Annotated in this window: 18 protein-coding genes; 7 read left to right on the forward strand and 11 right to left on the reverse strand. The window is 50.3% G+C overall.

Features of this window, described 5'->3' with window-relative positions; translation table 11 throughout:
• The first annotated feature begins 210 nt into the window (after window positions 1-210).
• Window positions 211-1620 (forward strand): APC family permease, encoded by a 1410-nt coding sequence (locus VFA09_04625; protein ID HZU66543.1) that lies wholly within the window; start codon window positions 211-213, stop codon window positions 1618-1620.
• Window positions 1621-1659: 39 nt separating this feature from the next.
• Here the strand turns inward: VFA09_04625 and VFA09_04630 are convergent, their stop codons facing one another.
• The 5 genes from VFA09_04630 to VFA09_04650 all read right to left on the reverse strand — a co-directional run bounded on the left by VFA09_04630 (window position 1660) and on the right by VFA09_04650 (window position 9889).
• Window positions 1660-2334, reverse strand: coding sequence for a hypothetical protein (locus tag VFA09_04630; GenBank protein HZU66544.1), 675 nt, complete (start codon window positions 2332-2334; stop codon window positions 1660-1662).
• Between the two features lie 9 nt (window positions 2335-2343).
• Window positions 2344-6039 carry an FHIPEP family type III secretion protein gene (locus VFA09_04635; GenBank protein ID HZU66545.1) on the reverse strand — a complete coding sequence of 1232 codons (3696 nt, stop codon included), beginning with the start codon at window positions 6037-6039 and terminating at the stop codon, window positions 2344-2346.
• Window positions 6036-7583, reverse strand: coding sequence for a CHAT domain-containing protein (locus VFA09_04640; GenBank protein HZU66546.1), 1548 nt, complete (start codon window positions 7581-7583; stop codon window positions 6036-6038). The genes VFA09_04635 and VFA09_04640 overlap by 4 nt, the downstream gene beginning before the upstream one ends.
• A gap of 20 nt (window positions 7584-7603) precedes the next feature.
• Window positions 7604-8536 carry a hypothetical protein gene (locus VFA09_04645; GenBank protein ID HZU66547.1) on the reverse strand — a complete coding sequence of 311 codons (933 nt, stop codon included), beginning with the start codon at window positions 8534-8536 and terminating at the stop codon, window positions 7604-7606.
• Window positions 8537-8809: 273 nt separating this feature from the next.
• Complete coding sequence (locus tag VFA09_04650; GenBank protein ID HZU66548.1) at window positions 8810-9889, reverse strand: L-threonylcarbamoyladenylate synthase; 1080 nt, start codon at window positions 9887-9889, stop codon at window positions 8810-8812.
• A 294-nt stretch (window positions 9890-10183) separates the two neighbouring features.
• Between VFA09_04650 and VFA09_04655 the strand changes: the two genes are divergently transcribed.
• Window positions 10184-11368, forward strand: a complete 1185-nt coding sequence (locus VFA09_04655; protein ID HZU66549.1) for a hypothetical protein — start codon at window positions 10184-10186, stop codon at window positions 11366-11368.
• Between the two features lie 108 nt (window positions 11369-11476).
• On the opposite strand, the gene VFA09_04660 is transcribed toward VFA09_04655, so the two are convergent.
• On the reverse strand, window positions 11477-12481 hold the full coding sequence (locus VFA09_04660; GenBank protein ID HZU66550.1) for a hypothetical protein: 1005 nt from the start codon (window positions 12479-12481) through the stop codon (window positions 11477-11479).
• Between the two features lie 278 nt (window positions 12482-12759).
• Here VFA09_04660 and VFA09_04665 point away from each other — a divergent pair, with 278 nt between their 5' ends.
• A complete protein-coding gene (locus VFA09_04665; GenBank protein ID HZU66551.1) occupies window positions 12760-13374 on the forward strand; it encodes a helix-hairpin-helix domain-containing protein in 615 nt (204 codons plus the stop codon).
• A 364-nt stretch (window positions 13375-13738) separates the two neighbouring features.
• Window positions 13739-15097 carry a 4-aminobutyrate--2-oxoglutarate transaminase gene (gene gabT / locus VFA09_04670; protein HZU66552.1) on the forward strand — a complete coding sequence of 453 codons (1359 nt, stop codon included), beginning with the start codon at window positions 13739-13741 and terminating at the stop codon, window positions 15095-15097.
• Window positions 15098-15163: 66 nt separating this feature from the next.
• Here the strand turns inward: gabT and VFA09_04675 are convergent, their stop codons facing one another.
• On the reverse strand, window positions 15164-16009 hold the full coding sequence (locus VFA09_04675; GenBank protein HZU66553.1) for an aminotransferase class IV: 846 nt from the start codon (window positions 16007-16009) through the stop codon (window positions 15164-15166).
• 43 nt (window positions 16010-16052) lie between these two features.
• Window positions 16053-16454: an EVE domain-containing protein gene (locus tag VFA09_04680; GenBank protein ID HZU66554.1), complete on the reverse strand. Its 402-nt coding sequence runs from the start codon at window positions 16452-16454 to the stop codon at window positions 16053-16055.
• A 219-nt stretch (window positions 16455-16673) separates the two neighbouring features.
• Between VFA09_04680 and VFA09_04685 the strand changes: the two genes are divergently transcribed.
• From VFA09_04685 to VFA09_04695, 3 genes are all read left to right on the forward strand, one after another.
• Window positions 16674-16979, forward strand: a complete 306-nt coding sequence (locus VFA09_04685; protein ID HZU66555.1) for a DUF4342 domain-containing protein — start codon at window positions 16674-16676, stop codon at window positions 16977-16979.
• Window positions 16980-17077: 98 nt separating this feature from the next.
• On the forward strand, window positions 17078-17848 hold the full coding sequence (locus VFA09_04690; GenBank protein HZU66556.1) for a crotonase/enoyl-CoA hydratase family protein: 771 nt from the start codon (window positions 17078-17080) through the stop codon (window positions 17846-17848).
• Between the two features lie 86 nt (window positions 17849-17934).
• Window positions 17935-18465 carry a hypothetical protein gene (locus VFA09_04695; GenBank protein ID HZU66557.1) on the forward strand — a complete coding sequence of 177 codons (531 nt, stop codon included), beginning with the start codon at window positions 17935-17937 and terminating at the stop codon, window positions 18463-18465.
• A 27-nt stretch (window positions 18466-18492) separates the two neighbouring features.
• Here VFA09_04695 and VFA09_04700 read toward each other — a convergent pair whose 3' ends face one another.
• From VFA09_04700 to VFA09_04710, 3 genes are all read right to left on the reverse strand, one after another.
• Window positions 18493-19281 (reverse strand): DinB family protein, encoded by a 789-nt coding sequence (locus tag VFA09_04700; protein HZU66558.1) that lies wholly within the window; start codon window positions 19279-19281, stop codon window positions 18493-18495.
• 69 nt (window positions 19282-19350) lie between these two features.
• Complete coding sequence (locus tag VFA09_04705; protein HZU66559.1) at window positions 19351-21840, reverse strand: DNA topoisomerase (ATP-hydrolyzing); 2490 nt, start codon at window positions 21838-21840, stop codon at window positions 19351-19353.
• 3 nt (window positions 21841-21843) lie between these two features.
• Window positions 21844-23946 (reverse strand): toprim domain-containing protein, encoded by a 2103-nt coding sequence (locus VFA09_04710; protein HZU66560.1) that lies wholly within the window; start codon window positions 23944-23946, stop codon window positions 21844-21846.
• Window positions 23947-24294: the final 348 nt, after the last annotated feature.

A 24294-nucleotide genomic window follows, 5' to 3' on the forward strand; every position in this document is an offset into this window, starting at 1 on the left:
ATATGTTACGTTACACATTCATAGCAATTATTCATTTTGTCCCTCCTATTCAGTTCATTGTTGATGCCTCTCCTTGCACGCCACTATCCTATCTTGTTCGGAATTTCTTTGCAAGAGGCTGCGTCAGTCAGTCTTCCTGGCCATTGACAACCATTTCATTTTCCAGTACGCTTCAGTTACCCTGACTACTGTATTGAAAGGTGGCATTCCATGAGTAAACCCGTCTCGTTGCGTCGTGTTCTCAAATTCCGCACCGTCGTCTCTACCAGTACCGGATTGGCATATGCCGCGATTAGTCTGCTTGGTTGCGTGCAGCTGGCATCATTAGTTGGAGGAGATTCGGGCTGGATCGCCATTGTGATTGCTGGTCTGCTGGCAGTGCTGGCCGCGCTGTGTTTTTCCGAACTGAACGCGCTCTATCCCACGGCAGCAGCGATTCGCCAGTACATGAGAGAGGCCTTCAACGACAATTTCTCGCTCACCATCACCTTTGGTTATATGCTCACCATCATTGCCGTGATTGCCGCCGATAGTTACATTGTCGGCAGCGCCATTACTTACGCCTTTGGGCTGCCGAACTGGGCCTCGCTGATCTGGATACTTGCCCTGCTTGGACTCTCCATGGGAGCCAACCTGAGGGGCATTCGCATTGCCGGTTTGTTGCAGGATATCACTACTTACAGCCTGCTCGCATTTGCCATCATCATTTCCCTGATCGCCCTCGGTCAGCACGGTTTTCAGTTACATGCCCCTTTCGACGCGCTGGGCCATCCCGACGCGCTCATCAACGCCATCGCCGTAGGTGTTTTCATATTTTCAGCTTTTGAATGGGTTACGCCGTTATCGGAGGAAATCTCAGATATCCGCCTGATCCCAAGAGGCATGTTCATCGCCCTTGCGCTACTTGGTATTTCTTACGCGCTCTATACTGTCGCATCCAGCAGCTTCCTGAACGTCCACAGCCCGGCCATTTACAACTCTCCTGTTCCGCAAATGTTGCTGGGCAAAGCGGTGCTTGGTCAACTGGGCATCTGGCTGATGCTCCTGGCTACCCTTTTAACGGCCATTATGACCTTCAACGGTGGCTTCGCGACCGCCTCGCGCTTCCTGTATGCAGCCGCGCGCGAAGATACCTTGCCGACTTTCTTTGCGCGTCTCAGCATCACGTTCGCCGTCCCATATGCAAGCGTTATTTTCCTGACCATCGCATCCGCCGCCATCGCGGTTATCATCTTTTTCACGGGACAGTTCCAGGTTCTGATTCTAGTAGGCGCGGTACTCGAAGCGATGATCTATACCGTCGCGGGGCTATGCGTCATCCAATTGCGCAGACGACAGCCTTCCACAGAACGCGCGTTCCGCATCCGCGGAGGCTGGACCATCCCCATATTGACCATTCTCATTTTTGGCATCCTCGCTCTACTGGCCTCGCTCGGCATTGGCTCAAATATTCAGGCAGGATTGCCGCTCGTTATCACCATCATCATTTTTATCATTTCAGCGCTCTACGTTTTCCTGGTTGTGCCACGCCTGCGGGCCGCAGGTGAAGCACGCAGGGCCGCCAGCCGCAGAAGACGACCGCGTAGAGAGACGAGCAATACGGAGATAAGCCAGGGATAGATTTTTAGATGAGAGGATCAAGGAGAAAATTTATTTATGTTACTTGATCGCAGCAGCAAAAGAGCTATCCAGGAGACGCTCTAGAGGAAAGCGGATATCCTGAATAGAAGTGCCTTTTCGCGCCATATCTCGTAGGATGCGAGTGATATCTCCACGTGTATAGCGCGCCAGAACTGCCTGAACCAGTACCGGGTAGATTTCACGTAGTCGCGCAAGATGATACTCAATATCGTCAATGCTAATCAATTGCGCTACATGCCGAACAAGAATATCGTATATCATTTCCCTTAGTACATCAGAAGATGGTTCATCTGCCAGGGAGAGCGGAATAATATAATCATTTATTTTGACAGAAAAAACATCGGCGTCTTCAGATAGTGAAAGGACAAATTTTGGAGCAATCACACCCAGTTCATCAAATAATCTCTTCGCTAACCATGGCAAAGAAACAGAGAACTGCTCTTCAAAATTGAAACTATCCGAGCTTTCTTCGATAAGGAAAAGGGGTTGATACTTTACGGGACTGATAATCTCAATAGAATCGGCTCGCAAGCGGGCAAAAGCAAGTTCTGCGCAATCCTCTGCCGAGAAATGATACTTCTGATATCTTCCAAACAACTTCTGTAGCATGTCTCTATTTTCAGTTGAGATACCAAGCTCTTCAAGGTACCGAAGAAAGAGCTTGAACATATTTTTCTGATTTGCGTCTTCCATTTGGCCTCCTTAGCTAGCACTTACCTGCTTATCTAGCACTTCTTGCCCGAGGATACCTCGTATGTACCTGGCAATCTCATCAACCTCAAGCCCCTTCTTATCTTTAAAGGCTTTGAGGATAGTGCCTAAATCAGCAACAGATATTCGTTCCCTTACTAATCTGCGCAAGACCTGGGCCAGCCGTGCGACAGAAAGTTCATCTGGCAATGCCTCACTCATAAGCGTGCGGTATTCTTCACCTCCCTCCTTCTTCCACTCATCCAGAGTAAACTGCACCTCTTGCGTACCCAGCAAAATATCAAGATTCGCCAGAAGAAGCTCTTCCATTTGAGAGAGGATTACATGATATGCTTCGAGCATGCCATCCGAAGAGTTGTTGACATCAATAGTTTCCGTCACAAAAGGGGTATTGTAAAAGAGTATCTGATAACCATAGTAAGGCAAAGACAGGTTGTCACGCAATTGGATGCCGGGAACATGTACACCCATGTTTTGGTGAACACGCTTTCTCATTTCAGGTATATCAATTTTGATAACCTGCTCATTCAGAAGCCGTTCATCAATTAAGCCTAATCCTAATTCAATAGTAAGACAGCCGGCAGCAATAAATTGTGGAGTAAGTTGCTCGAAGTCCTTTTCCTTCCTAGAAGGATGCATCGTTGCCAGATAGCTATTTTTGCTGAGTTCTAATTGAGCAATGCTTAGGCCATGACGTCGTTGTGTATCTACAGCAGACTCATTCGCCAGTAAATGTATGATTTCGCTGATTGCCAGGTAATGTTCCCGCGTAGTTATACGTGCATACACGTCTTGTATGATCTTCTGTCCCATATTATCCTGTTTAGCATCGTTATACAGTTGGAGGCTGTGATACAGGGCCTCTACTGCGTCCTCGATCTGTCCCTCGAAGGCTTTTTCGATTCCCACCTCTTTAAAAGCTCGTGCCAAGCCAATTCGGGCCTCTGGCATGAGCAGTTGTTCGTTTGAATCATAGGCTTCAACGAGCATAGAATAGTATTCAATAGCCTTATCAAATTGTTGAGTGCGTAGGGAGAGGCGAGCAGCACCCGCAAGGGAACTTACCCATTCTATACTTCCTGCTTCGAACTGGTTCTCCTCTATTGGCTGTACAAGTTCCAGAACGGCTCCGCTGTCTCGTTCCGCCTGCTCTCGCACCTGCCGCAGCTTCTTCTCTAATTCATCCCGATAGAGAGCAAGGACCTCACGAGTGTATAAGGTCTTCGCATTTTCGCGAAGATGGAATTGTTCGAACTCATTGAGATCCTGCAGGTTAGAATGAAGCTGTAATGTTAGAGCAGGGATTTGCTTTAAAGCATCCAGGCAGGCTTTTTTTGCATCGTCTATGTTTTCTAAGTTCAGGTAGCAAAACATTAAAGCAGAATAAATATCAAAATAACTTGCGGAAGCCTTTTCAATAGCTACCTGTAATATATCAATTGCATCTGTATAGTAGCCGAGTTCGTATCCTGCGTATGCACGTTTCATAAGATTGCCGGGGATATCAAGCGGCAGTCCAGGTGTGGTTTTCTTCCAGATTTGCTGAAAGTTAGCTTGAGCTTGTACATCATCTCCTAATAGACGGTATATACGTCCACGTAAGATCCAAGCGTTAAAGTGATTTTCATCAATTGCTATGCATTGATCGAGTTGCTCTATAGCCCCTGAAAAATCTTTCTTGAGATAGAGAAGCCAGGCATATGCTAATCTTAAATCAATAGTTTTGTTGTGGTCATCTATAGATTGAAAAGCCTCACCGGCATGCTCGTCCTCAAGAAATATAAGCATTAACGCCTTCAAATACAGTAATTCTGCGGAACCTGGTACCAGAGGCATTGTTACCAATGCACTCGTAGACCTCGAAAGACTCATATAGCAGAGGCTTAGAAGCGATAAGTATGTATCCTCGTCTGGCTGCAGAAGCACGGCACGTTCTACGTAAAAAGCCGATTTCCAGAATAGTTCTGTTTCTCCTGTGCGTCGCTCTACGGTAAATGCCTGTTGCCAAAGGCAGAAGGCATAAATAAAATAGGCCCAGGAAAGGAAAGATGTTGAAAACCCAAGAACTTCACCATTTTCCCAAAGTTGACATGCCTGTTTAAGTTTTTCTTCTCGAACTTTCTCTTCCTCAGAACTCAGTGGTGAATCCTCTGTGGCGGAAAAAGCAAGAGCCGCACAGCAGTAGAGGTAGGATAGCGCATGCTCCGGCCTAAGCTCTATTGCCTTCTTCAGACCAGCTTCAGCTTCAGTATACAACTGCTGATTATAAAAAAGTATGCCTGCTTCATAGTAGTGGCTGGCCGCCTGCTCTGCCTCAGGTTGAGAAAGGTCAAGGCCTTTATTACGTACAGATGCAACCAGTATATCCCCTCTTAATTGCTGGGCAGGGGCCTCAAGTTTACTGGCTGCTATCAGGAATTGTAACTCGAAAGCGCGTTTGATCTCCTGTTCTGCCTGTTGATAGTACGTGATTTCAGAATCGTGCGAGAATGTAAAATAGAGTTGTGCGCGAAAGTAATGCATTCTTGCATCATTTTCACGCACGCTAAAAGAAGCCGATTGAATACGCTCTATGAGCGTCTCTTCCTTGCCGTCCTCTCGGTACGTCTCTAGCAGCCTGAGCCCTTGAGCAAGATCGATGTTGCCCTCGATCAGTGCCTGCGCCTGGTAAAAGAGTATATCGCCGTTTGAGGGATTGCGCTGCAATGCCTCATTTGTTGCACTCACTGCCTGTTCATGCTCTCCTAGTGCAATATAAGCCTGGGCGCAGAGAAGATATGGTTCGCAATCCGTTGGACGACTTTCGGCTGCCGACTTCGCAGCGATAAGTGCTTCTTGTGGTTCGCCAAGCGCAAGATGACAGAGGCCACCGACCATCAAAAATTCATAGGCAAACGGCATATTCGTCATGATATCAGCAGGCATGTAAGATAAAGCATTTTTATACTGACCTGCGGCCGCAAGAGCCTGTACGAGTTTGGCATTCGTTGGTATCAGTCGATCAGATTGCTCTACCTGTCTTGCCAGTTCATAGGCTTTGCGCAAAATATTCACTGCGCGCTCAGTTTTACCACTGCGCCACAGTGCCTGCCCAAGCCCCTCAAGCACTCGTACATCACCCGGCATTTCGCGCTGAGCTTGCTCAAAGTCGTCTACAGCGGCATCATACATACGCAAATGCAAATGCACCCGTCCTATAAATTGATTTATACTGTTGAGTTGCTTCTGGTCAAGTCCGGGACTGGTACGTATCGCTATCCATTCATGCAATAGCCATTCGCTTTCCGCACGCACAATCCCTCTTTTCCTGGTAATCAGCCCGTGTGCCCGCTCCAGTAACAAATTAGCGTGCTGTGGTTCCTGTAAAGCAGCTTCGAGATAGGCATGGAAAGCAGCCTGTATATCTTCATTTTTTTCATATGCTGCCGCCAGATAGACATAAACTTCCCAGTCCGGTATAGTAGAAGAGTCTTTATCTTCCTGCAAAGCCTGGTTAAAAGTGATGATAGCTTCTCCGGCTCGCGCCGGCAATGCATCTAACAAAGCTCTTCCACAATCGAAATAAAGGTTGCGCAACGAAGCCGGCTCAGCATAACGTCCTGGCAACACCAGTTCTTTATGCAGTTGACGAGAATAGGAAGAATGTTCTCGCCGATTGGATAAAAATTGCTGTATGCTTTCTCTCATAGCGGTCCTGTTTTTCCCGTTCTGCTAAAACTATCTGTCGAGACTGTATCTGCAGGAAGAGGGGGTAATGCCAGAGGAGTTGGGGGAAAACAATATGGACAGAAGCGAGCTTTCTCATTCTTAAGAGTAGTTATTATAGGTCTTTTACACTTACTACAAAAGAAAGGCGTCCCACATTCAACGCATCCCGTCACGCCTGCTTCATAAAAAGCATGGCATCGCGGGCAATAGCCGGAATCGGGTGTGCCGATAAATTGGTTAGAATTCTCAGAAAGGCTACCCTCATTAGTGTTTGGGGTTGAACGCTGCTTTTGCTTAGGTGGCAGCAAAATGCTATCGTTGCTGCGTAAGTAGAGCACTGGCAAACCGAATGCCTTGCTTACAGACCAGTCTCCCAGATCTTGCAGCAGTTTCTCTCTACCTTGTAATACTGCTGCTTCTATCGCCCTTGATTCAAGCAGTGCCGTATAAAACTCTTTTGCGAAGCGGTTACTTTCTTTGTTTGAAATTTTTGATTGCATCGCCACTACAGCAGGGATATTTTCAGCTGCAAGTCTGCTAGCAATACCAGAAATAGCTCTGTAGGGATTGGCTATTTTACCACCAACGCCACTTTCGCAGGCCTGTAAAAATACCAGTCGCACTTCCTTTATCCCCTTGAGTTCTCTGGCTATGGCTTCTTGATTAATCCAATGAGCGCTATGAGACTCATCAGCGGTTAAAAACGCTATTTCTCCCTTGTCTTTCTCAAAACGACCATGGCCAACAAAATGAATAATATTGGGTCTATAGGTAGCAACAAGCGTCTTAAAAGCTTGCCATGTGGCAAAACCGCGCCTGAGTTTATCATTATCTACCCCATTTTGTACATCTTCTTCATTATTGGCGATCAGGAGAGGTTCTAATAAATCAATTTTACTTCTGATAGGCTCTTCATTGAACATTTCAAAAAGGATCGCACTTTGTACTCTACTGAGTTGCGGTTCATCAGGGCTTGCCTTGGGGCTTGCGCAAACAAATAATACCCTTGGTTTGTCCCTATCTTTGATCAACAGGTCACGCTTGTTCTCCCCCTTACGTAAAAAGAGGCGCCGGGTAAGAACTAATTGTGTGACCTCAGACAAAAACATCTGCTGCTGCCAGCAATAAAGATATTCCCAGGGCCAGCTTAGAAATTCTAATTTATCGCTGTTTATGCCATACTCATCCTCTTCAAACTCAAGCTCAAGACGCAATATAGCACCTTCTTGCTTGTCAAAACCGGATTTTTCTGAAATGATGCGATTAATCAGGTCCCCAACCGGATTGTTTAGCAAGAATTCGTATAAATTCGCGCCCAGGGTACGAAATTCATCCTCTTCAAGCAACCGGCCTTCACGAAATATCTTTGAAAGTGTGGTAATTGTGTCCCATTGAACAGCGGAAGCTGGTTTCAAATAGGCGGTTGGAAAACCTATATCACGATTCAATGTGTGCTGAGTAGTGATCTTTCTATCAATGCCAACAGTTACTTTGAACAGTTGGACATTATCCTCTTCTTGCATGCAGGACTCCTTCTACGTAGTTACAAGAAGCGTGTCATATCCCATGGACTATCTTCCGGGGTTTTTACATGAATAGGAGCACCTTTTTGAAACAGTTCCCTGAATTTCGCCGGCAGATCCTCGATTGCCTCACGTAGATTGGCAGGCGCATATTTAAAAGAACGCGCTACATCCATCTCGCCTCTGATCTTGAATTCTCGGGTGCCTTTCGGTACCTGAACAATCACAGAAAGTAATGGCCGGTGTTCGCGCGAGAATTCCTTTCCATGCAGTTCCCACCATACCTTTTCTAACATGGGAGGAGCATGCGTAATTTTATCGGCCTTAAGGGATAAAATATGAGGCGGAATTTCGAATCCGAGACTAAGATTATTTTTTGTACCCACTCCCGCCGAAAGATCAGTGATGATAGGCAGAGGTGCCGTAGCTGCTGGTATATGAATACTGGGAAGCTGAGCAACCAGGTTCAAATTCGCATCAAGTCCTACCTGGGCCTGAGCATGAACTTTCATATATTCGACAAACTGCTCGTCTGGAAAAATTTGATACGCCTTGGGGCGCGTACCATCTTTAGGAGCATACGGATTAAACTCGATGTCAACCCTTATCTGATTAAAAGCCCACTTTGTTTTCGGATGCAGGTTGATCGTAATATCCAACCAGTAGAAATCATTGCGCGCGGCAAGTTGTTTGAAGCTATAGGGTACCGTCTTATCCGGCAATTGAAGAAAATACTGTTCAGTAATCTTATACATGGTGGGGATATCGGCAAACTCCGCCTCATCATCGGCAAATGCCCGTATCTGCTGAGCTGCAACACTTTCAGCTTTTGTACTATCACCGGGCCCCAGGTGGTTTTCGAGATCATCAAGCCGCTCGGCGGCTTCAAGCAGCAAAGAGCGCCGATCTAATCCCCTACTATAGCTAAAATCAGGAGGGTTATCAATCACCATTCACCTCAAACACTTAACACAAACCATCAAATCGCTTTAAGAAAACTCTATTGACCTTCGGGAATTTATGTTACTATACAATAGATCATATTTCATTGTCAATATTCGCGAATGATAACATCAAATAACACAATAACTTATAGCTGTTCACAAGGCAAAGATATATACAGAACCAATTGGAAGAGGTGCATAAAATGTTACAAGTCCAGAATCTATCATGGCATAAGCAAAAGCATTGTTTTTTACATCCTTGACTAGTTGATAGAGAGCTCGTCAAGGTATTTCACACGGCACTACTTTGCCACCCGCTGCCTTCAACAACCGGTCACGTATGGCCAGTCCCAGCCCATGTTCATCAAAGCTACGGCAAAGAATCACATCTACGCCCGCCGATTCCAATGCGCGCAAACCCGCAAACAATGCCGTTGCTATCTGCCGCGGATCATTCGCGCTTCCCAGCGTCCGAATAGCCGCTTCGCTGTCCTCAAAAACTGGCACATCTTCATCGGCTATGAGTACTCCAACTCGTTCTCCAGACGAACGCCTGCGCCGCAACTCATCCAGCATTGCATTGCGCATGGCCTCAAGCCCGCCATCAAAGAGCAGTAACGGGATAACAGGAGCATAATGGATGAGCATCTGACCGGGAGCTACCTGCGCCTCTGCTTCATTCACCTGCTCAGGAGTGCGTAGCACCGGCGGTTGAACTTCCGGCAAAACACTTCGCAAGGCTTCCAGACTGACCCCGCCCGGACGTAAAATTCTGGGTACTTCAGAGCAAAGATCAAGCACCGTCGATTCCACTCCCACCTCACTGGGACCACCATCCAGAATTAAAGGCACGCGCCCATCCAGGTCGGCAAACGCGTGCTGCGCCATTGTGGGGCTGACATGCATGAAACGGTTGGCGCTGGGCGCGGCAATAGGTGAACCGGTCGCACGAATAAGTGCCTGCGCAACAGGGTGGCGCGGCATGCGCACCGCGACCGTATCCAACCCTGCTGTAACCAATCGGGGCACTCGCGACCCCCGTGGAAGGATCAGCGTAAGAGGCCCGGGCCAGAATGCCTGTGCTAAGCGCCTCGCCCGTTCAGGAATAGAAGCAGTCAATAGTCCAAGCGCATCTTCCCCTGCGATATGCACAATCAGGGGATCGCTGAATGGACGACCTTTAGCCGCAAAAATTCGCTCCAGGGCCACCGGTTGAAAGGCATCCGCACCCAGCCCGTACACCGTTTCAGTAGGAAACACAACCACTTCACCTTGCTGTATCAGCGCAGCGGCATACTCGATTATCGATGCTTCGGGATGAGTGGGATTTATCTTTAGGACTTCCGTCTTCATAAGCTCCATGAAGCCTCTTCCTTGATGTTTTAGAAAAAAGTATAGCATTGTTCATCTAACCACACAACTATCTCAAACGCCAGTCATGAAGAAACAACAGAGACAAACTGGCAGATCCTATTAAGTATTTATCCTGAGAATATCTAAATTGTGAAGTAGCTCACAGTTAACTCCTGTATTTCCACATAGACTGTTCTGTAAGAGATCTCTTCTACTGTTCCCTCAACCAATGTCTAAATGTAGCTTTAAACACTTGAATGCGAACATATTAGCAAAAGGTACATCTACCAGAAAGAGATGATCATGAAACACGCCAAAAAATGTTTTCTCGTATCCCTGTTTTTAGCCATGTTTATTGCCTTGCAGCTAACAGCGGGAGTTGCCGGCGCCACCTCCCGGCAAGCCGCCGGTGAAGCGAAGGTGATCACGAACCATTTGCTGACCGCCGTAGCAGCAATCTCGACCAATGATGTCTGGGCCGTTGGCTATTCATTCACCAGCAATGGCGCACCTCAAACGCTGACCGAACACTGGAACGGCACACAATGGAGTATTGTCTCCAGCCCCAATGTCGGGACAGGAGATAACTACCTGAACGGCGTAGCAGCCGTTTCGACCAATGATGTCTGGGCGGTCGGGGATTACTACAGTATGGGGTTCTATCATGGGCTGATCGAGCATTGGGATGGTTCTAGCTGGAAGACTGTTACAGCCCCAAGTATGGGTTCTGGCAACCACCTGCAAGCAGTAGCGGTCGTCTCTCAGAACAATCTCTGGGCCGTAGGATACTACTTCAATGGCAGCATCTTCCAGACGCTGATCGAGCAGTGGAACGGCAGTAGTTGGAGCGTTGTCGCCAGCCCCAGTGCCGGCACAAACAACAACTACCTGCAAAGCTTGTCGGTCGTTTCCGGCAACGCCAACGACATCTGGACTGTTGGCTTCTCCTTCACTCCTGATAACATAGCGCAAACTCTGACCGAACACTGGAATGGCTCGAGTTGGAGCATTGTCACCAGCCCTGATGCTGGGACAAACGGCAGCAACCTCTGGGGAGTGGCCGCCACTTCGCACAATGATGTCTGGACTGTTGGCTCCTATGCTCCTAACAGCACCCTTTTCCAGACCTTGATTGAGCATTGGAATGGCTCCCAATGGAGCATCGTCAAAAGTCCCAATGTTGGAACAGGTGACAACATCCTTAATGGTGTAGCCGTAGTTTCATCGAACAATGTCTGGACGGTAGGATCCTCTATCAACAGCGCAGGTTCAGGCCGGACGCTAATCGAGCAGTGGAACGGCTCTCAATGGAACATCGTCAAAAGCCCTGACATCGGCAAACAAAGCAACAATCCTTCTGCATTGGCTGTTGTTTCCGCCAGCGACATCTGGACGGTGGGCGACTACTTGACTGCCAATTTAAAATACCAGGCCTTGATCGAACACTGGAACGGCACAAAATGGAGCATTGTCAAAAGCCCTAAATAAGATTGAGTCAATCTTCATATCAAGACGCTAGACGAGACCTCCTGCGCTGTTGAGTACATCACCTTCGCTATGCATTCAGCAGGACTCAGGAGGTCTCGCACTATTAGATTATTGCTCGGGTCTCATCATCTCTAAAACTGCCGCCTCTTCCTCATCGTGTGGCTCGTATTCTCCGGCAATCTTATCGATACGCCAGACGATACCCTGGCGAATAACATATCTCCATTCCAGGTTCTCGCTATTGCTGAAATCGGCGGGCGTTGCCGTCTTGAGCAGATCCAGCACATTGCCTGGAACCGGTGTAGTGATATCCAATTTTCCAGATTGTACACCTTGTACATAGCCGGCAAAAATACCTTCGGGATCGTCGCGAAAGAGGACGCGATGCATGTTATGTAGATTACTGATAGCAGCATCCTGGTGTTCCGGAATCGCCAGATCGTTTATGATGCGACGGCGCAGTGCCTCGAAAAAGCTATATTGCACCATCCCGCTACAAATGAAATGCAGCATGTTCGTGGCCGTATCACTATCCTCATCCCACTTTCTAAAGAGGTCGGCAATAGCGGCTGCCGCATCAGCTACGCCAGGAATGGAGCCGAAATGCCGCTTTGCCAGGCGTTCAGCATACAACGCCGTCATTTCATAGACCGTTTTATGATCGTACAAGCTATTGATGTGGTCAAGCGCTATGCCACGCACGTGGCGGAGATAGCTAATACCATGTGTATCTTCTGGATCATGCGGGTCATGGCGAGATTTTTCGTATGGTGTCTCTGCATACCAATCCACATTCAGCCGTTTGATGCCGATGGTAAATTCTTTGAAAGGATAAATCTCCTTGCGCCAGCTTGCAACACGCGCACCCTTCGTCGTTACTTCAATCAAAAAAGTATTATCATATCCCTGGTGAGGATCGTTTAACAGGTAGACCAGCGCCGAATGACTCCAGGGACTCGCGGTAGCCAGCCGGATCAAGCGGGAGAAAAGCTCTTTGGCACTCTTGTTCTCGCGTATTACTACATCGGCAATACGCAGGCGATGTTCTTCATCATGCTCCTGAAGAAAATAATCCAGTGGATCTCCGGCAACACATACAGGACGATATCCCATATTCAACATCCTTTCCCAACGACATTACTGGCTTATAAAGCTCATAAAAAGTATGCAATTTTACGGTAGTGGATTGCAAGAGAAATCGACTTAAATAGCCTCTAGCCGGCGTCCATTTCCCATTTTGGATTTGACATTTCTTGTGCGACGTGCTACAATTAGAACAAGCATTCAACGTAATTTGTACACTAACTCATCATAGATCATCCATTTTATCGTCTAGCTTAGCATGTTACAAGCCAGTTATGAAAATGCCCATAAAGGAAGGGGCGTAACTCATGAGTATCATACAACTGACACAAACAATACAAATTTTGCCATCTGCCTATAGGCCCGGTAAATATCCCTTACAGCCCATGTTGCCAGGGATGGAGCCGGAGGATACAACGCCTGCAATCATTACGAATCGCCAGATTGCCGAAGTGCTCTCAAGCGTTGCGAACGTGTTGGAGTCGGCGAACAGTAATCCTTATCGCGTTCAGGCCTACCGTAATGCAGCTCGCGGCGTTCTTGAATTGCAGGAACAGGCAGCAACTATTCTGGCGCGCGGTGAGGAACTGCCGGTGCCAGGCCTGGGAGAGCGTCTACGCAGGCGCATTGCGGAGCTTGTTCAAACCGGCACGATGACCTTCTACAATGATCTTTGCATGCAAGCTCTGCCGACCGGCGCGCGAGCATTGCTGGCCATCGAACATGTAGGCCCTCATACCGCCATCCGGTTGCACGAGGAACTCGGCATAGATACGCCGGAAAAGCTCTGGTGGGCCGCCCACCAGCAGCGCATTCGCAGACTACCAGGCTTCGGCCCTCGCAGCGAGGCTCGCCTGAAGGAGGCAGCAGCGCAGGTCGCCGGACGTAATAGCGAAACAAACACTTTGAGTGGAGTAGCATAGACCCGCTCGCGGAGAGCTTCTGCCAGTTTCAGCGAATGCACCCCTCTTGAAGGACGAGGTCTAGAACAGCCTGCCCGGGTTCGCATGCGTTCTCCGGCAGGCAATCTTTCGAGCCTGAAGGCCGGTGTTCTACATGAGTACCGGCCCACTCTGACCAGTTTGCATCTTTCGACTCTCCGAAGTATACCCCATCATCAACCCGGCGAACCAATGCTGCATACTAGATGGCTGCTTCCCCATGCCTCATTTGGCGGTACAAAGCCAGCACCTGGATATGGTAAAATGGTACGAGATGGTATATGAACTGACTGTCCTGGCTATACCTCGTTAGCACTGTCCTATCTTCTCAAATCAGGAGGCACCAATGTCCGAAAATGTTCCCTACTACGACATCCCTGGAGCAAATTCACGCGAGCTCCTGGCTAAACGCCAGCAATTTGTAGCGCGCGGCGTTTCTTCCTACACCAGCATATTTGCGGCGAAAGCTGATGGCGCTATTATCGAGGATGTCGATGGCAATCGCTATATTGATTTCGCGGGTGGCATCGGCGCGATGAATATTGGGCATGCACGACCGGAAGTGACTCAAGCTATAGCAGAGCAGGCCGCTAAATTCACGCATACCTGCTTCAGCGTCGTAATGTATGAACCTTACGTTGACCTGGCCGAGCGCATCGTCAAGCTAGCCCCCGGCAACTTCCCGAAAAAAGCCATTTTCTTCAACAGCGGCGCGGAGGCCGTCGAAAATGCGGTAAAGATTGCTCGCTGGGCCACGGGCCGGCCGGGCATCATCACGTTTGATAACGCTTTCCATGGCAGGACATTGATGACCATGACGATGACCTCAAAGGTGAAACCCTATAAGTTCGGTTTCGGCCCTTACGCACCGGAAGTCTACCGCGCGCCTTTCCCCTATGCCTATCGTATGAATATGACTGATCAGGAGGCCTCGGCATTCTGCATTGCGGAGCTTGAGCGCATGTTCAGCGGAGACGTGGCGCCGGAACAGGTAGCCGCCATCGTTATCGAGCCTGTGCAGGGCGAGGGCGGCTTCATGGTTGCGCCTCCTGGATTTTTACGTGCGCTCAAAGCCATCTGTGAAAAATACGGTATCCTGTTCGTCGCAGACGAGATTCAATCCGGTTTTTGCCGCACCGGCAGGATGTTCGCGGTCGAGCATGATGGCGTTGCACCCGATATGATGATTATCGCGAAGTCTATGGGCGCGGGCATGCCTATCAGCGGCGTAGTTGGTCGTGCTGAAATCATGGATGCGCCTCCTCCCGGAACTCTTGGCGGTACATATAGCGGCAACCCGGTCGCGTGCGCAGCCGCGATTGCTGTGCTGGACCTCTTTGAAAAAGACGATTATGCCGCCCGCTCGCGAGAGATCGGACACGCTGTTACCGAACGTTTCTTGAGGCTTCAAGAGCGATTCCCGATGATCGGCGATGTACGTGGTCTGGGCGGCATGGTGGCGATGGAACTGGTAAAGGACCGCACGACCAAAGAACCTGATTCGCATGCGGCAAGCGACGTGCTGGCGGCTGCGCATCATCGCGGCCTGATACTGATTAAAGCGGGAATGTACGATAATGTCCTGCGCGTACTGGTGCCTCTCTGCATTACCAACGAACAGTTGCAGCAAGGCCTGGACATCTTCGAGGATGCCTTTGTAGCGGTCGCGGGAGCGGCAACCGCGCAGGTCAGTTCCGTTGGATAAATCTTCAAATAACTATAAGTGACCTATCCGTGGTGCAACGATATGGTTCCGTTGCACCACAACTGTTCATGAGAAATTGCCCTGCTCTATCATCTCAATAAATCGCTGCTCCAGCTCGTATGTCCTTGAACCCGGCTTCCCATCGCCAATTGCTCGCTCATCAATCTGCACAATGGGTGTAATCTCCCTTGATGACGAGGTGATAAATGCCTCATCTGCGGCCAACAATTCCGTCATCAGGATAGGCCGTTCCTCAATCGCAAAGCGCCCCCGCGCCAATTCCAGCACGACATTGCGCGTAATGCCGATTAATACTCCCTCTCGCGGTGTGACGAGTGTATCTCCCAGAAAAATGAAGAAATTGCTACGGGTAGCTTCCAGCACGTGTCCCTGTTCGCTGACAAAAAGCGCATCGTTCGCACCTCGCAATTCCGCCTCCTTTAGAGCACGAACAGCAGCTATATAATTGGTCGTCTTGGCTTCCGGCGAGACACGCTGTAAGCTACTCGTGATCAACTTGTATCCCCTGGCAAAGCGCTCCATATCTCGCTCGCCCAGCGGAGTAATCATCACGATCAGTTTTGGTGAGCCGGATGGTAAAATGCCATCCTCGCTTTCGCCCCCCGTAACCAGCAATCGCAAGGCAGCATGCCGGTAGGTATTTCGCGCAATAATCTCTCGTATTACACCGGCAATATGCTCTCGCGGCCAGGGAATCGTCATCTCAATCAATTCGGCAGAGCGATAGAGGCGATCCAGGTGATCGTCCAGGTAAAAAGGACGCCGGTCATACGTGCGCATCGACTCAAAGACACTGTACCCGCGCAAGACGGCAATATCATTTACGGAAAGAGAGGCTTCGTGCGGATGTACCCACTGGCCATCAACGTACCACAGCGCTTGCTTGTCCATATCGCTTGATTCTTTCTAGCTGTCCCATAACGTCGTTCTGATTCTACAATACCTTCCTCTCCTTGAGCCAGGCGACCACATTCTCCGGAACGGCCATCGTTGAGAGGCGTCCCTGGCGCACCAGGCTCCAGTCATCGAATTTATGGCTCTCCTTGATCTCCTTCAGCGTAACGGGTTCCGCGAACCGGCGCACAAACTCCATATCCACTACCCAGCTTTTGTCGTCATTTGGATCTGGACGAGGCTCCGATGCCACGCGAGCAAGGCCGACAATCGCCGCATCACCCTGGCTGTGATAGATCAGCACCTCATCCCCGGGCCGCATGTCCTTAATAACACGTACCGCTTGCGGATTCCGTACTCCATCCCACACGGTTACCTTGTCTCTCTCCAAATCGGCGAGGGAGTAGTGATCAGGGTCAGTTTTTGCTAGAAAATATGCCATAGAATACCGCCTTTTCTTCTGAGTACAATCGGAACAGCCATAAGCAACTTCTCTAACCCAATCCAGGCTGTCTCCGTATATAAGATGTAGCCGTGAAGATAATAGACGGGACTACATCTAGCCAGAGCATAGCATATCACAACTCAGGTTGTGAAGCGCATGTATCCATAGGCGGGTATTGACTAAATAGACCGATACATATTCAAGGAGGAGATGAAGATGACACAGGCAGATCCAAACAATGTTGAACAGAGGGCCAGCTACCAGGAAGAGCTTCAGGTAATGGGCGAGCAACTCGTCTCGAAGGTGAAAGAGTTGCTCCACGAGGGCAATGTGCGCCGCATTATCATTAAGCAAGAGGGCCACACAATTCTGGAAATCCCTCTATCCGTTGGCGTTGTTGGTGTCCTCGTGGCTCCACTGTGGGCCGCGCTTGGCGCAATTGGTGCGCTGTTAGCCCAGTGTTCGATTGAGGTGGTTCGCGCCGAGCGACCAACTTCTGATGAGCCCCCTGCGGCCCTCTAAACCTGGGCATCCGCAACCACATGTAGCATACTCTTCCGAGGCCAGTTCTAGCCATTAGAAGCCTGGTCCTCGGAATTTTTATTTGAAAGGAACACATTATGCCAGATACGAACGAGGTTGAAGTACGACACGAAGGCCCCATTACCATTATTCGCATCAATCGCCCACAGGTCAGGAATGCCATTAACAAGATGACGGCTACGGCGCTGAGGAAAGCCTGGATGGATTTCGAGGCGGACGAAAACGCGCTGGCCGGCATTTTAACCGGTGGAGACGAGGTATTTTGTGCCGGCGCTGATCTTCACGATATTAACCAGTTCGATGTGGACATAGAGGGTCCGGGCCCGCTCGGTTTCACTCGTTTGTTCGTCAGCAAACCTACTATCGCTGCCATTGCCGGCTATTGTGTCGCAGGCGGGCTTGAACTCGCCTGCTGGTGCGACCTGCGAATCGCGGACGAAAGCGCCATATTTGGCTGTTTTGAACGACGCTTCGGCGTACCCTTGATTGATGGCGGAACACAGCGACTGCCGCGTATCATTGGCCTTGGCCGCGCCCTGGAAATGATTCTGACCGGTCGCGCAGTACCGGCCAACGAGGCGCTCGACTGGGGCCTGGCAAACGAGGTGGTTCCGCGCGGGCAAAGCTTACAACGTGCAATGGAATTGGCTCACATGCTGGCACAATTTCCACAGACTGCTATGCGCAACGACCGGCAGGCAGCATATCAAGGTCTGGGCAAGGACCTGGCGGAAGGACTTCGCCAGGAAGCAAGACTTGGAGCTGATACGCTAAACAGCGGCGAGGCGGCAGAAGGCGCGAAGCAATTCCAGCAGGGCAAGGGACGCAAGGGCGATTTCAGCGCCTAATGGTCATGCCCGCAAACATCTCACCATGCTTGCGTATATAATAGTGATATCCGAAATGCTCTACACGTAAAAAGGATCTTATAGCTATGTCGCGTACACTCTCAAGACGGGCTGCCGTGCGGCGTAACAGCCGCTGGCAGTCATTTGCCCTGCTGCTGTTCGGCATCATCTTCTTGCTATTGGCCTGGCTAAAACCTCTCGACTACCATACGTACCCTGCTGGCGTCTTTATTTTTGGCCTGGCAATACTCGTGGCAGCAGTGATCAACCCGTATCGCCTGATAATGGCCGGATTTCTTGTGACATTGATCGGTTTAGCCGTTTACTTTTCCCTTAAACCCACCTTCGCAATTTTCAAAGGTCAGGGCCTGGCATTATTTGTGCTCGCCATTGGCATCGGGCTGTTGGGAATCGCTTTGATGGCGCGGCGTGGCTACATCAGTATTGGGGCAGTGACGCCAGCAATGATCGTGATCGTAGCCGGCATTATCGAGTTTCTGCTGGCCGCGAATTTGACGCCGGGTGGCTTTGTGCCGTTTTTCCTTTCATTCTGGCTGCCCGGTACCGGTTCTCTAGTGCTTGGTTTGATTTACTTATTTGTAAGCGTCAGGGCATAAATTCTGGTGCATTTACCCTTGTCATGTTCAGGTTTGGCTGCTATACTCTCCCCACGCAGAAGCGGCAGGACCCGGACCTTTTCCCGGCGGGGATTGAAACCCATACTTCTCTCGCAACAGAACCAGGTCTGGGTCCTGATGCGACCACTCTACAAGCTCAGGATTAAGTCGCAGAGATTCTTTCAACACAGGCAAAGCCTCATCAAGCCGGTTGGCTCTAGCATAAAAGCAGGCCAGATTGTAGAGTGTATCCCCTCTTGCGGACGCAGCTGCATCCCATTGTTGCAAGGCATTATTTAAGGCGTGCGCCAGCTTCTCTGCAATGCTCAGAGCTTTTTCGTAATTGCCACGGTCAAAGTAAAACTGCGCCAGGTGCTCCTGCACGTGCCAGTAGCCATTGACCAAAATTGCGGATAAGAGCAGGCGCCCTCTCTGCCAGGCAAAAAGCGAGGTACTTAATAGATCATCATCGGTCAGTTTTTGTACTTGCTCGATAAGCTTATCTTGACTGTCTTTATCCTCAAGCAACACTTCCGGCCATGAACGATAGCGATGCTCCTCGAACCTTTTCTGATTGCGCCGTTCAACTTCATCAGCATCGAGTGGCGCATTATCAAGTGAGACATCAGTCAGCCGATTAACCGTTTGCTCTCTCCAAAAAGCGATATGCGCTATGTTATCCTTTACTGACCAATGCTGCGGCGTGCCGGCTTCATTACGCTCGGCTTCGCTTAGCCCATTGAGTACGTCTTGCTCTTCGTTCCAGGCAAGCTGGAGCAGGTCGAGTAGCCCTGACTTGAGCGTTGTGTTCGTCATACGCTTTTCCTTTTTCAGGACGCTACCAGTAGCGATCCTTTACGGCTTTTCTCTTTTCACAACCAGGATTCATACTCCTAATTTTACCACTCCTAGCACATGCCCATTCACCAGCGGCACACCCTTCCTCGCTCGATTGAGAGATTTCAACTCGCTCACTTTGATCGCCTTCACCTGTTCGTTGCCATCGCCATTCCAGATGACCAGCAGGTAATCGTGTTCATCCATGATCATTGCCAGCAGCACACGATCCTTCGCAAGCAATTCCGTCGTTACAACACCGCCCGTTGCTCGTCCCTTTTGAGGATACTGGTCCAGCGACACCTTCTTGGCCAGACCCGACTCAGTTATCACGAACAGGCTTAGAGAGGCATCCAAAGTCTCCTGGGATTCGCCATCCAGGTAGGAAGCGCTTACAACCCTGGCGCCCGGAGTAAGAGCAATAGCAGCAACGCCCTGACCTACACGCCCCTGAGCACGCAATGCTTCGTCACTGAAACGCAGGGTCTGCGCATTGTCCGTCGTCACGAAGTATTCGCCTTGCCCACGCGCTATCAACGCAGTGACGACCACATCTCCATCCGCGAGCTTCATATCCTGCAAGCCATCCACATCAGCTGTACGATACTCGCTCAGAGCGGATTTCTTCACCTTGCCCAGCTTGCTAAAGGTAACCAGGTAGCGGTCGTCATCATAAGCATCAACAGGCAAAATCGTCACTATTTCCTCGTTCGCGGCCAGTTCCAACAGCTTGCGTACTGGCTCACCACGCGCTGGTCGCGTCCCTTGCGGAATCTTATGCGACGCGACCTGAAAAACGCGACCGGCTGAAGAGACACACAACACATAATCCTGCGAGGTCGCGGCAACTACCTGCCGCAACTGCTCATCCCCACGCACCGGGACGTATTCAGCATCACCATTTTTGCCTTTCGGCTTATACGTCTCTGCCGGAAGCGTCTTGAGCGTGCCATTGCGTGTGAAGGCAATAGTCAGGGGTTCGCGCTCATGCAGGCTCGCCACCTCGATGATGGGCGCATGCGCCTGGCCTTCCACCTCGATAAGCGTGCGGCGCTCATCGCCAAACTGCTTGATTAGCTGCTGCATCTCTTTTTTCAAAAGTGCAATCAGCGCTTTGCGGTCGGCCAGTAGCAATTCTAACTCGTGAATGCGGGCTTGCAGCTCCTCTTTCTCTTTCGCATACTTGCTTGCATCCAGCCGCGTCACCTGCGCCAGCGTCATAGAGGCAATGACTTCGGATTGGATCGATGTCAGCTTATAGGTAGTCTCGATCTTTTTGCGCGCTTCTGCCCGGTCCGCTGCCTGCTGGAAAATCTTGACGATACGATCAGCGTTGGCCGCGCCTATAATCAGGCCTTCGACGATATGCAGGCGCTCCTGGGCTTTACGCAGATCAAACTGTGCCCGGCGCGTCAATACATCGATCTGGTGCGCATTCCAGTAGTTGAGGAGTTCGATCATCCCCACCTGCTTCGGCTGGCGTGCGGCCTGCATCGGCTCACCAAAGAGATAGACCATCTGGAACGAGAGCGAGACCTGCAAATCTGTTTCGCTGAAAAGCTGCGAGAGAGCCTGCGCCGCATCAGCATCCTTGCGCAGTTCCAGCACGATACGCGTACCCTTTTCAGTATCGCTTTCATCGCGCAAATCAGGCATCAGCCCTTCCAGTTTGCGCGCATTGATGGCTTTGACGATTGAGGCTTTTACCTTATCTCTACCAATCGGCGGCAGCTGTGTCACAATCAGAGCACGACTGCGCGGCGTTTCTTCCAGGCGCACTTCCGCCCGCACAATGATGCGCCCCTTGCCAGTCGTCAGGTAATCGCGAATGCCCTCAATGCCCATAATGCGACCACCCTGGCAAAAATCAGGTCCCTGGATATAGGTCATCAACTCATCAACGGTCATATGAGGGCGGTCCAGCAGGGCGATGCAGGCACGCAATACCTCGGTTAGATTATGCGGTGGAATGTTGGTTGAGAGACCTACAGCGATACCACTGGATGGATTGACAACCGGCGGAATGCGTCCCGGAAGGTAATCCGGCTCCACAACTTTCGGGTCCTGCTTGTAGGTGGGATGCAGCGGAACCGTCTCGCGCTCCATATCTGCCATCAGCGCTTCAGCTAACGGAGAGAGGCGCATTTCAGTGTAGCGATAGGCAGCGGGCGCATCTCCATCCTCGCTGCCCATATTGCCCTGGCCCTCGATTAAGGGATAGCGCAGAGTAAAGGGCTGCGCGAGGCGAACGGCAGCGTCATAGACCGAGGCATCGCCATGGGGATGATAATTGCCCAGAATGAGACCAACCACTTCGGCGCTTTTCACCGTCGGACGGCTGGAGAGGAAACGGGCATCGCGCATACCCGCGAGAATACGCCGCTGCACAGGTTTCAGACCGTCACGTGCATCAGGCAGCGCCCGGTCGGTCACAACCGAGAGGCCATAGGTCGCGAAGGCCTGCGTCATGATGACAGAAAAATCTTCTTCGCGAATAATCCCAACTTCTGGTGTAGTATTTTCAGTCACACGAGCCATTTTTTAAACATCCAGTTCTTTAATCTTGCGCGCATGCTCCGCCAGAAACGTGCGGCGTGCTTCCGCGTTCTCATCTTCCATCAGTTCTGCTACCAGGCGCGCAGCCAGCACGCCATCTTCCATCGTGACGCGCTTCAGTGTGCGGCGAGCAGGATCAAACATCGTATCGCGCAGTTCTTTGGGATTCATCTCGCCCAATCCCTTGAAACGCTTGAACTCCAACTCCGCGGCATCCGCGTGTGTTTTGACAAATTGAATGCGCGCCTCGTCATCCAGCAGCCAGTGTACTTTGCCCTTGTACTTGACCGAATAAAGCGGCGGGCAGGCGATGAAGACATGACCTCGTTCAATCAGGTCGCTGAACTCCTGGTGAAAGAGCGTGAGCAACAGGCACTGGATGTGCAGTCCGTCCACATCCGCATCGGTCGCAATGATGACGCGATGAAACTTCAAGCGCCCAATATCAAACGAATCGCGAGTGCCTGTTCCCAGCACGTTGATGATGGTGCGAATCTCCTCGTTCTCAACGATGCGTTTGAGATCGGCCTTTGCCACATTCAGTGGTTTTCCTTTCAGCTTCAGCACAGCCTGAAATTCCGAGAAGCGTCCCTGCCCGGCGCTACCACCCGCGGAGTCGCCTTCGACGATAAACAATTCTGAGCGCTCAGGGTCAGAGGAATTGCAGCGCAAGAACTTTTTGGATAAGGTCGTATCGATCAACTCGCCATTTTTCTTCGTGCCCGCCCGCGCTAACTCCTCAACAAGCTGAGCCTCGTTGCGCGCCTTTTGCATTTGCTGGATTTTCTTGAGCCACTCTTTCCCGGCGCTTGTATTGCGATCAAACCACTCCTTCAACCCTTCATCAACCACTGAGCGGACAATGCCCTCAACCGGCGCGTTATTGAGGCGATCCTTGGTCTGTCCCTGGAATTGTGGATTCGCCAGCTTTACAGAGATCACCACGTTCAATCCCTGCTGAATGACCTCCGGCTTGAACCCTTCTTTCTCACGACTTTTGATAACGCCCAATTTCAGAGCATAATCATTCACAACTTTCGTGAGGGCTGCTTTGAAACCGGTCTCATGCACGCCGCCATCCCGCGTGCGAACGGCATTGGCAAAACTGTACATCGTGATCTTATAGCCGGTGGTTGGCTGTAATGCCACCTCAACCTGCACGCCGTCTTTTTCTTTGACAATCCCGATAACCTGTTTGAAAAGGGGCGCGCTGGTGCTTGTCGCGAGATCTCGCACATAATCGGGCAGGCCATCTCGCGAGTAGAAGACGCGGCTGACCTGCTCCTCGGCGGCATCATCCCAGGCATCGAGATGAAAGGTTACGCCGCGATTGAGATAAGCAGCAGCTTTGAGGCGGCTTTCGATGGCCTCCAACGAATAATAGGCGTCGGCATCGAAGATAGTGCGATCATACAACCAGCGCAGCTGCGTCCCATGCAACTTAGGGTCGCAGGACGCAATGTGATGCGGCATGGCAGTGCCCCGGCTGAAAACCTGGGTAAATTGCTGCCCGTCCTTCCAGATGGTCAATTCCAGCTTTTCGGAGAGAGCGTTTATGACGGTTGAACCGACACCATGCAGGCCGCCTGCTGTCTTATACGCCCCCTCTTCAAACTTGCCACCGGAATGAGGCACCGTTAGAATAACCGTCGCGGCAGGCAGGTAATCTCCCTGGTAGAGCATGGGATCAAACGGCATGCCGCGCGCCTCGTCCCGCACCGTTACCCAACCATTTCTATCAATGGTAATCCATATGTGCTTGCCATATCCGGCCACCGCTTCATCGACCGCATTATCAAGCGCCTCCCAAACAAGGTGGTGCAAACCGGATGATGATGTTGAACCAATATACATCCCCGGACGATGGCGGATAGCAGCGATACCTTCCAGAACCTGGATATCCGCCGCTGAATAATTACCCTGCTTTTTGGACCGGGTCGTACTTTTAGCCGGTGCTGTATTCTTCGCTTCTATTGTATGCGTAGTCGAATCTATTTCCTCAGTTGTTCTCCGTGAAGCAAACAGTGAAAGCTGCTCATGATCTAACTCATTTTGTATCACCGGGGATAATTTGGGAGAACGAGCCATATAGCTGGATTCCTCTCTATTAAAAGATATTCTTGCCTTTCAGCATACAGTCTTCTATTCCAAATGTCAATAGGAATTTCGGTCATTCGTTCTAACACATAAGCAGGTGAGAAAGCAAGCGCTAAAAGTACCGTCTTCTTGCGTCTATGGGGAAGGAGACAAATTTTTTACTGTAAAATAGGTCAAAAGAACCTCTCTTTTTGAAGATAATTCTGTTTTATGAAATTCTATTGTATAATTGAACTGTAGGCATGGGTAGTTCAGACGGTTTCTATATCGAGGACAGGCCATATGCGCTCATAAGCCTGTTTTTGTTTATCCACCTCGTCAAGCGTAACACGCGAAAAT

This window comes from Ktedonobacteraceae bacterium, assembly GCA_035653615.1.
Lineage (GTDB): Bacteria > Chloroflexota > Ktedonobacteria > Ktedonobacterales > Ktedonobacteraceae > DASRBN01.